The organism is Micromonospora sp. NPDC003776 (assembly GCF_053605645.1).
In genome coordinates this window covers 1-8,556 of record NZ_JBSGJR010000285.1, presented here as the reverse complement: position 1 = coordinate 8,556, position 8,556 = coordinate 1, and the positions used below count along the sequence as shown (strand labels likewise).

Annotated in this window: 7 protein-coding genes and 1 pseudogene; 5 read left to right on the top strand and 3 right to left on the bottom strand. The window is 69.3% G+C overall.

What is annotated here, in order from left to right:
• From ACWEVO_RS21810 to ACWEVO_RS21800, 3 genes and pseudogenes are all read right to left on the bottom strand, one after another.
• Positions 1-311 (bottom strand): annotated as a pseudogene (locus ACWEVO_RS21810) (TldD/PmbA family protein); the annotation flags it as partial.
• Positions 308-1,744 carry a TldD/PmbA family protein gene (locus ACWEVO_RS21805; protein ID WP_452309372.1) on the bottom strand — a complete coding sequence of 479 codons (1,437 nt, stop codon included), beginning with the start codon at positions 1,742-1,744 and terminating at the stop codon, positions 308-310. The gene ACWEVO_RS21805 and the pseudogene ACWEVO_RS21810, both read right to left, overlap by 4 nt.
• Positions 1,745-1,778: 34 nt before the next feature.
• The gene (locus tag ACWEVO_RS21800; RefSeq protein ID WP_452309371.1) at positions 1,779-2,342 is read right to left on the bottom strand and encodes a Uma2 family endonuclease; all 564 of its coding nucleotides are present in this window, start codon (positions 2,340-2,342) and stop codon (positions 1,779-1,781) included.
• Between the two features lie 195 nt (positions 2,343-2,537).
• On the opposite strand from ACWEVO_RS21800, the gene ACWEVO_RS21795 reads away from it, so the two are divergent.
• The 5 genes from ACWEVO_RS21795 (at position 2,538) to ACWEVO_RS21775 (ending at position 8,485) form a co-directional block, all read left to right on the top strand.
• On the top strand, positions 2,538-3,641 hold the full coding sequence (locus ACWEVO_RS21795) for an ABC transporter ATP-binding protein (RefSeq protein ID WP_452309370.1): 1,104 nt from the start codon (positions 2,538-2,540) through the stop codon (positions 3,639-3,641).
• A complete protein-coding gene (locus ACWEVO_RS21790; RefSeq protein WP_452309369.1) occupies positions 3,638-4,636 on the top strand; it encodes an ABC transporter ATP-binding protein in 999 nt (332 codons plus the stop codon). Before ACWEVO_RS21795 ends, ACWEVO_RS21790 begins: the two co-directional genes overlap by 4 nt.
• Positions 4,633-5,646 carry an ABC transporter permease gene (locus ACWEVO_RS21785; RefSeq protein WP_452309368.1) on the top strand — a complete coding sequence of 338 codons (1,014 nt, stop codon included), beginning with the start codon at positions 4,633-4,635 and terminating at the stop codon, positions 5,644-5,646. Before ACWEVO_RS21790 ends, ACWEVO_RS21785 begins: the two co-directional genes overlap by 4 nt.
• Positions 5,647-5,655: 9 nt before the next feature.
• Positions 5,656-6,642, top strand: coding sequence for an ABC transporter permease (locus tag ACWEVO_RS21780; protein WP_452309367.1), 987 nt, complete (start codon positions 5,656-5,658; stop codon positions 6,640-6,642).
• A gap of 100 nt (positions 6,643-6,742) precedes the next feature.
• Positions 6,743-8,485 (top strand): ABC transporter substrate-binding protein, encoded by a 1,743-nt coding sequence (locus tag ACWEVO_RS21775; RefSeq protein ID WP_452309366.1) that lies wholly within the window; start codon positions 6,743-6,745, stop codon positions 8,483-8,485.
• Positions 8,486-8,556: the final 71 nt, after the last annotated feature.

The following is an 8,556-nucleotide window of genomic DNA, read 5'->3' as shown; positions in this document are numbered from 1 at the left end:
GGCGGGGTGAGCCCCGGCCACGCCGGGTCGGGCGGGGCGAGCCGGGCCGCGGTCCGGGTCCGCTCGACCAGCGCGGTCAGCCCGTCGGTGTCGACCAGGCTGCCGCTGCCCGCCGCGGTCCGCCCGTCGACGTGCAGTCGCAACCGGACGGTGGTGCCCGACTCGGCGACGTTCTGGTGGATGAACGAGTTGGCGAACCGGGTCAGCGCCAGGTCGGACCGGGTCACCACCACCTCGGCCTGGGTGTCCGGCCCGGCGATCCGGCGAACCAGCTCCACCACCTGGCCGGCCAGGTCCTGCTCGGCGCTCATGCCCGCACCCCCACCCGTACGTTGCGGAAGCGGGCCGGCGCGGCCGGATGGCCGGTGTGCCCGACCTGGCCGGGCTGCCCCTTCCCGCAGTTCGGTGTGCCCCACGGGACGATCTCCGACGAGAGCATGTCCATCGACCGCCAGAAGACCGGGCCGATCCCGGTGTACGTGGGGTTGCGCAGCATCCGCCCCCGCCGGCCCTTGCGCACCTCCCAGCCGATCTCGCAGCCGAACTGGAAGTTGAGCCGCTTGTCGTCGATCGACCAGGAGCGGTTGACGTCCATCAGCACGCCGTCGTCGGTGGCGTCGATGATCTCGTCGAGCGTGTGCGGGCCCGGCTCCAGACCCACGTTGGTCATCCGGACCATCGGCAGCCGCGCCCAGCCGTCCGCCCGTACGCTGCCGCCGTAACCGAGGCCGGCGACGGCGGCCGAGTCCCGGCCGGCGAGCACCCCCACCCAGCGGCCGGCCCGGACCGCGTCCCGGCGGACCGCGGGGGAGCCCTCGTCGTCGAAGCCGAAGCTGCCCAGCGCGCCGGGGATGGTCGGGTCGATGGTGATGTTCATCAGCTCGGAGCCGTAGCGCAGCGAGCCGAGCCGGGCCAGGTCCAGCCAGGAGGTGCCCGCGAAGGCCGCCTCCCAGCCGAGGATCCGGTCCAGCTCGATGGCGTGCCCGACCGACTCGTGGATCTGCAGCGCGAGCTGCTCGCCGCCGAGGATCAGGTCGGTCTCGCCGGCCGGGCACTCCGGCGCGGTGAGCAGCTCCCGGGACTCCTCGGCGATCCGGGCGGCGTGGCCGGCCAGGTCGAGCGAGGTGACCAGCTCCCAGCCGCTGGTGCCGTACTGCCCGCGGTAGCTCGGCCAGGACCGGCGCTGGGTCTCGCCGTCACCGATCGAGGTGGCCGAGATGCCCCCGCCGCACTCCCGGATCCGCTGGTCGATCCGGTGGCCCTCGCTGGAGACGAACCACTTGGCGGTGTCCCAGATCTGGTAGAGCCCCTCGGCCAGGTCCGCGCCGTGCGCCCGCATCGTCTCGGTGGCGCGGACCAGCAGGTCCCCCTTGTCGGACAGCGGCACGCCGAGCGGATCCACCTCGCAGGCGGAGGCCCAGGTCGCGACCGCGGCCTCGACCGGGACCAGGTCGACCGCCGGGCCCGGGACCCGCGCGCTCGCGGTGGCGGTCGCCGCGGCGCGCCGGCCGGCCTCGCGGGCGGCGGCCTCCGACAGCTCCGGTACGGCGTGGAAGCCCCAACTCGATCCGACCAGTGCCCGGACGCCGAGCCCGACGCTGTCGTCCTGGGTCAGCTCCTCGATGTCGCCGTTGCGGGCCGACATCGACTCGTAGCGGCGGTGCATCACCCGGGCGTCGGCGTACCGGGCTCCCGCGTCGAGGGCGGCCTGGACGGCGGCGGTGGCCGCGTCGAACTCCGTCATGCCCATCGACACTAGGCGAGCCGACCGACACTCGTCAGCCGAGCAACTCCTCCGGCCGGATCGTGGCGCGGACCGGATCGATGAGCTCGAGGGCCTCGCCCGGCTTCGTGACGGACCGCTCGACGTAGTGCGCGCCCTGCCGCTGGTAGAGGTGCATGGTCAAGGTCTCCTGCTCGACCAGCAGGTACCACTCGATGCCCGCTGCCGCATAGCAGGAGGGCTTGAGCAGCCGGTTGATGACGGCGGTGTGCGGTGCGGTGATCTCGCCGACCAGCAGCACCTCCTCGGCCGGAAGACAGAGCGCGTCGAAGTCGGACACCGCGGCCACGACGAGATCCGGGTTGACGATGCGCAGCTCACCGAGCCGAAGATTGATCATGGGAAGCAGATCGAGGCCGGCGGAGGCGCGGCCGGCGGTGAGGGCGTCGGCCAGCCCCCCGACGAGCACCTGGTGTCGCAGGGTGGCCGGCGGGCCGAGCAGCAGGCCGCCGTCCAGCAGTTCGATCCGGTGGACGGTCTCGCCGAGTGCCAGGTAGTCCTGCTCGATCCAGGGCAGCGCACGGTCCAGGACTCCAGGTGGGATCACCGGCCCAGTCAAGCGGGTGAGGATACCGGCGGGCTTGATCCGGGCCGGCGTGTCGGCCAGTGGCGGCGATGGATGTGCAGGTGAGGACTGTTCAGGTCGGAGATCCAGTCGTTACGCTGGGGCCGCTGACAGGCCGCCGCTTGTAGCTTATTTTCGCCTCGAGAAGTTTCCTGTAGGTTCTCTTCGTCACCGAGGGGGGAGGCGGTCATGGGCAGATCGGAGTCGGTGCCGTCCGGGGAGCCGGACCGCCCTGAAGTGCCGGAGCAGCGCTCCGGCGAGGGCCCGTATCTGCAGGTCAGGGATCTGCGAGTGCGTTTCGACACCGAGGACGGTGTGGTGCGGGCCGTGGACGGGGTGTCGTTCTCGGTCGAGCGTGGTCGCACCCTCGGCATCGTGGGGGAGTCCGGTTCGGGTAAGAGCGTCACGTCGCTGGCGATCCTGGGCTTGCACAACGCCAAGCGGGCCACCATCACCGGGGAGATCTCCGTCGGCGGCCGCCAACTGGTCGGCCTCCCCGAGGAGGACGTACGGCGGCTGCGGGGCCGGGACATGGCGATGATCTTTCAGGATCCGCTGTCGGCGTTGCATCCGTATTACACGGTGGGTAGGCAGATCGCTGAGGCGTACCGGGTGCATCATCCGAAGGCCGGGAAGCGGGAGGCCCGGACGCGGGCGGTGGACATGCTCGGTCGGGTCGGCATTCCGCAGCCGGGGAGGCGGTACGAGCAGTATCCGCACGAGTTCTCCGGTGGGATGCGGCAGCGGGCGATGATCGCGATGGCGTTGGTCAACGATCCGGATCTGGTGATCGCCGATGAGCCGACCACGGCGTTGGATGTGACGGTGCAGGCGCAGATCCTGGACCTGCTGGCGGATCTTCAGGCCGAGTTTCACTCGGCGATCATCCTGATCACGCATGACCTGGGTGTGGTGTCGCAGGTGGCCGACGACGTGCTGGTCATGTACGGGGGTCGGGCGGTGGAGCGGGGGAGCGTGGAGCAGGTGTTGCGGCGGCCGCAGCATCCGTACACGTGGGGGTTGTTGTCGAGCGTGCCGTCGCTGCACGGTGACGCGGACGCGGACCTGGTGCCCATCAAGGGCAACCCGCCGTCGTTGATCAATCTGCCGTCGGGGTGCGCGTTCCACCCGCGTTGCCGGTACGCCGGCCGCAACGGCGACCGCTCCCGCACCGTGGTGCCCGAGCTGCGCTCGGCGGGGGAGGCTGGCCATCTGGTCGCCTGCCACCTGCCGGCCGACGAGCGCACCCGGCTCTACCAGCAGGACATCGCCCAGGTGGGAGTCGCCCGATGACCGAAGCACTGTTGACGGTGCGAGGGCTGACCAAGCACTTCCCGGTCCGGGACGGGTTCCGCGCCGGCGGGGCGGTGCGGGCGGTCGACGGCGTCGACTTCGACGTCCGCCCGGGTGAGACCCTCGGCCTGGTCGGGGAGTCCGGCTGCGGCAAGACCACCACCGGGCGGATGCTGGTCCGCCTGCTGGAACCCACCGCCGGGTCGATCGAGTTCGCCGGGCGGGACATCACCCACGCCCGCCGCCGCGAGCTGCGGCCGTTGCGGCAGGATCTGCAGATCATCTTCCAGGACCCGTACGCCTCGCTGAACCCCCGCCACACCGTCGGCCGGATCGTCGCCATGCCGCTGCAGGTCAACCGGATCACCCCACCCGGCGGCATCAAGAAGCGCGTCCAGGAACTCCTGGAACTGGTCGGACTGAACCCGGAGCACTACAACCGCTACCCGCACGAGTTCTCCGGCGGACAACGCCAACGCATCGGCATCGCCCGCGCCCTGGCCCTGCGCCCCAAGCTGATCGTCGCCGACGAACCCGTCTCCGCCCTGGACGTCTCCATCCAGGCCCAGGTCATCAACCTGCTCCGCGAGCTGCAACGCGACCTTGACCTGGCGTTCGTGTTCATCGCCCACGACCTGGCCGTGATCCGGCACTTCTGCCACCGCGTCGCGGTCATGTATCTGGGCAAGATCGTCGAGATCGGCGACCGCGACGACATCTACGAACGCGCGCAGCACCCCTACACCCGGGCGCTGCTCTCCGCGGTCCCCGACGTGACGCAGACCGACTCCTCCGGGCGGATCCGGCTGGTGGGTGACGTCCCGACCCCGCTCAACCCGCCGTCGGGCTGCCGGTTCCGTACCCGGTGTTGGAAGGCTCAGGAGCGCTGCGCCACCGATGAGCCGGCTCTGGTGCCACGGGACGGCGGGGTGCAGGCGGTCGCCTGCCACTTCCCGGGGCCCGACGGTCAGGACAGTGATGGGGGGACGCGATGAGCCTGTCACCAATTGACGAGGCGGCGCTGACCAAGGGGCCCCAGGCGCCCGGTGACGCGGTGCCGGAGGCGGCGGCGAAGGAGTTCGTCGGCCGTTCGCCCGGGCAGCTCGCCTGGGCCAGGCTGCGGCGCGACCGTACCGCGATGATCAGCGGCGTGACGGTGGTGCTCTTCCTCGTCATCGCGCTCGCCGCACCGCTCATCGAGCGGTTGTACGGGGTCGGGCCGTACCAGCAGTTCCAGGGCCAGCTCGACGGGGCGGGCATGCCGCTCGGTTACGCGGGCGGGATCTCCGGCGAGCACTGGTTCGGCCTGGAGCCGCAGCTGGGCCGGGACATCTTCATCCGGCTGGTCTACGGGATCCGTACCTCGCTCCTCATCGCCTTCGTCGCCGCGATCATCACCGCGGGCACCGGCGTCGTGCTGGGCGTCGTCGCCGGCTACCTGGGCGGCTGGGTGGACGCGGTGATCGGGTGGATCATCGACTTCACGCTGGCCCTGCCGTACCTGATCTTCGCGCTGGCCGTGGTGCCGACCGCGGCGCTGCGCTTCTACGGTCCGCGGGACAACCCGCCGGACTGGTTCAAGATGACCGTGATCATCGGCATCTTCGCGGCCTTCGGTTGGACGGCGACCGCCCGGTTGGTACGCGGCCAGGTGATCTCGCTGCGCGAACGGGAGTTCGTCGAGGCGGCCCGGGCCAGCGGTGCGGGCCTGCTGCACATGGCGTTCCGGCAACTGCTGCCGAACATCTGGGCCCCGATCCTGGTCTCCTTCTCGCTGGCGCTGCCGGCGTACATCACCAGCGAGGCCGCCCTCTCCTTCCTCGGCGTCGGCATGGTCGACCCGACCCCCGACTTCGGCGCCATGATCTTCAAGAGCATCGACTTCATGCAGACTGATCCCGCGTACCTCTTCTTCCCCGGCGTCGCGATCTTCGTCCTCGTCTTCGCCTTCAACCTGTTCGGTGACGCGCTGCGTGACGCGCTCGACCCGAAGTCGTCCCGCTAGAGGTGTGACATGGTGCGATTCCTGATCAAGCGCATCCTCACCGCGGTGCTCACCCTGACCGCGGTCAGCATCGTCGCGTTCCTGATGTTCTTCGCGCTCCCCGCCGACCCGGTCACCGGGATGTGCCCGAAGAACTGCAACACCGAGCGGCTGGAGCGGGTCCGCGACGAGTTGGGCCTCAACGACCCCAAGCCCGAGCAGTACGTCAACTACATGAAGGGCATCTTCGTCGGCCGGGACCTGGGCAGTGCGCAGGGCGGGCAGTGCGACGCGCCGTGCCTGGGCTACTCGTACGTCAACAGCGAGGCGGTCAGCGACACGTTCGCCCGCGTGCTGCCGGTGACCCTGAGCATCGTCATCCCGGCAGCGGTCATCTGGCTCGTCCTCGGCGTCGGCCTCGGCATGGTCTCCGCGTTACGCAAGGGCACCGTGCTGGACCGGCTGTCGGTCGGTTTCTCCCTCACCGGCGCCTCGCTGCAGCTCTACTTCGTGGGCGCGGTGCTCCAGCTCGTCTTCGTCTACACCCTGCACATCCTGCCGACGCCGGGCTACACCTCGATATTCGAGAACCCGCTCAAGTGGGCCAGCGGCCTCGTGCTGGCCTGGTGGTCGTTGGCCTTCCTCTTCTCCGCCATCTACACCCGGCTGTCCCGGGCGCAGATGCTGGAGACGCTGTCGGAGGACTTCGTCCGCACCGCCCGGGCGAAGGGGCTGGCCAAGGGGAAGGTGTACGGCCGGCACGCGCTGCGCGCGGCGATCACCCCGATGGTGACGATTGCCGGGCTGGATCTCGGCTCGGCGTTGGGTGGCACGGTCATCACCGAGACCACATTCGGCATCCGGGGTCTGGGGCGGACGGCGGTGGATGCCGTCCGGCTCGGTGACCTGCCGACCATCATGGCCACGGTGTTGATCTCCGCGTTCTTCATCGTGCTGGCGAACATCGTGGTGGACCTGCTCTACGCGGCGATCGACCCGCGCGTCCGGCTCGGGTGATCGGGGGATTGTTGTCGGCCCGTTATTCGATTGAAATTTACCTTCGTGGGCTACTAGGCGAAGCTTTCCTTCATATTGGAAGATCGGAAGGAACGGAATCATGAGAGCCAGAGTGGTCGCTGCCGCGGGCAGTGCCGTCGCCTTGGCGTTGGCACTGGGCGCGTGCAGCAAGAACACCGGCACCAAGACGGACGTGGACAACAACCGGCAGACCACCGGGGTCATCGCGACCGACCCCAAGGACTCGCTCGGCCCTGCGGCCGAGGTGCCGGGGGCGACCAAGGGTGGCACCTTCACCATCCTGCGCGAAACGCAGATCTCGCACCTGGACCCGCAACGGGTCTACTCCTTCGCCGGGCTGATGGCCGCCCCGCTGTACGCCCGTTACCTGACCACGTGGAAGGACGACGGCAAGGGCAAGCTGACCCTCGTCGGTGACCTTGCCGAGACCCCGGGCACGAACGTCAACAACGACTGCAAGGTCTGGGAATTCAAGATCAAGGACGGGCTGAAGTTCGAGGACGGCCGGCCAATCACCAGCAAGGAGATCGCGTACGGCATCGCCCGCTCGTTCAACCCCGACCTCACCGGCGGCCCCACCTACATCCAGGAGTGGCTGGCCGACACCGCGCAGTACGACACCGCCTGGAACTTCAAGGCCAACAAGGGCTCCCTGCCCCCGGGGCTGACCACGCCGGACGACAAGACCCTGCGGTTCGAGTTCAAGAAGGCGCACTGCGACCTGCCCTTCGCCGCGTCGCTGCCGGCCACCGCGCCCCTGCCGCCGGACAAGGACACCGGCGTCAACGTGGACAACCAGCCGTTCGCCTCCGGTCCGTACAAGATCACGAAGCTGACGCCGGGCGTCGAGGTGGTGCTGGAGCGCAACGACCAGTGGGACCCGAAGACCGACCCGGTGCGCCACCAGTATCCGGACAAGTTCGTCTGGTCGTTTGGCACCACCCCGGACGCGCAGGCCAACCGGATGATCGCCGACAACGGCCCGGACCAGAGCGCGGTCGCCTTCAACACGGTGCCCGCCTCGCTGATCTCGCGGGTGCTCGGTGACGCGGCGCTGAAGAGCCGTTCACTGCTCTCGCCCACGCCGAGCGCCAACCGGCTCACCATCAACATTCAGCGGGTCACCGACCTCAAGGTGCGCCAAGCGCTCAACTACGCGATCGACCGGGACGGCCTGATCAAGGCGCTCGGCGGCGAGGCCGTCGCGTCGCCGCTGACCACGCTGCTGCCGCCGGCCACCCTCGGCTACGAGAAGTCGGACGTCTACCCGGCCGGCCCGAACGGCAACCCGGACAAGGCCAAGGAGCTGCTCGGCGGCAAGGAGGTCCCGCTGGTGCTCGCCGTGCGGGACGACGACCTGAACCAGCGGCTCGGCACCCAGCTGAAGAACAACCTGGAGAAGGCCGGCTTCAAGATCACGGTGAAGACGACCCCCGCGGACTCCTACCTGGACGACGTCAAGTCGAAGAACAACGCATGGGACATCTACCTCGACTCGTGGGCGGCTGACTGGCCCAGCGGCGCGGCGGTCCTGCCGGTCCTCTTCGACGGGCGCGGCATCAAGGCCGCGGGCAACAGCAACACGTCGTACATGAACAACGACGCGATCAACGCCGAGTTCGACCGGGTGCTGGCGATGGACCCGGCGGCCCAGGCGCCCGAGTGGGCCAAGCTGGACAAGAAGATCATGGAGGAGGTCGCCCCGGCGGTGCCGCTCTATGTGGACGTGTCCTTCAACCTGTACGGCTCCAAGGCCGGTGGCCTCTTCATCGAGAGCATTTTCGGCAACGTGTCCTTCGTCAACGCGTACGCCAAGCAGTAACCGCTCGAAAGCAGGGGCCCCTTCCTGACGCCAGGCGTCAGGAAGGGGCCTTTCTTTACAGGTGCCGGCGG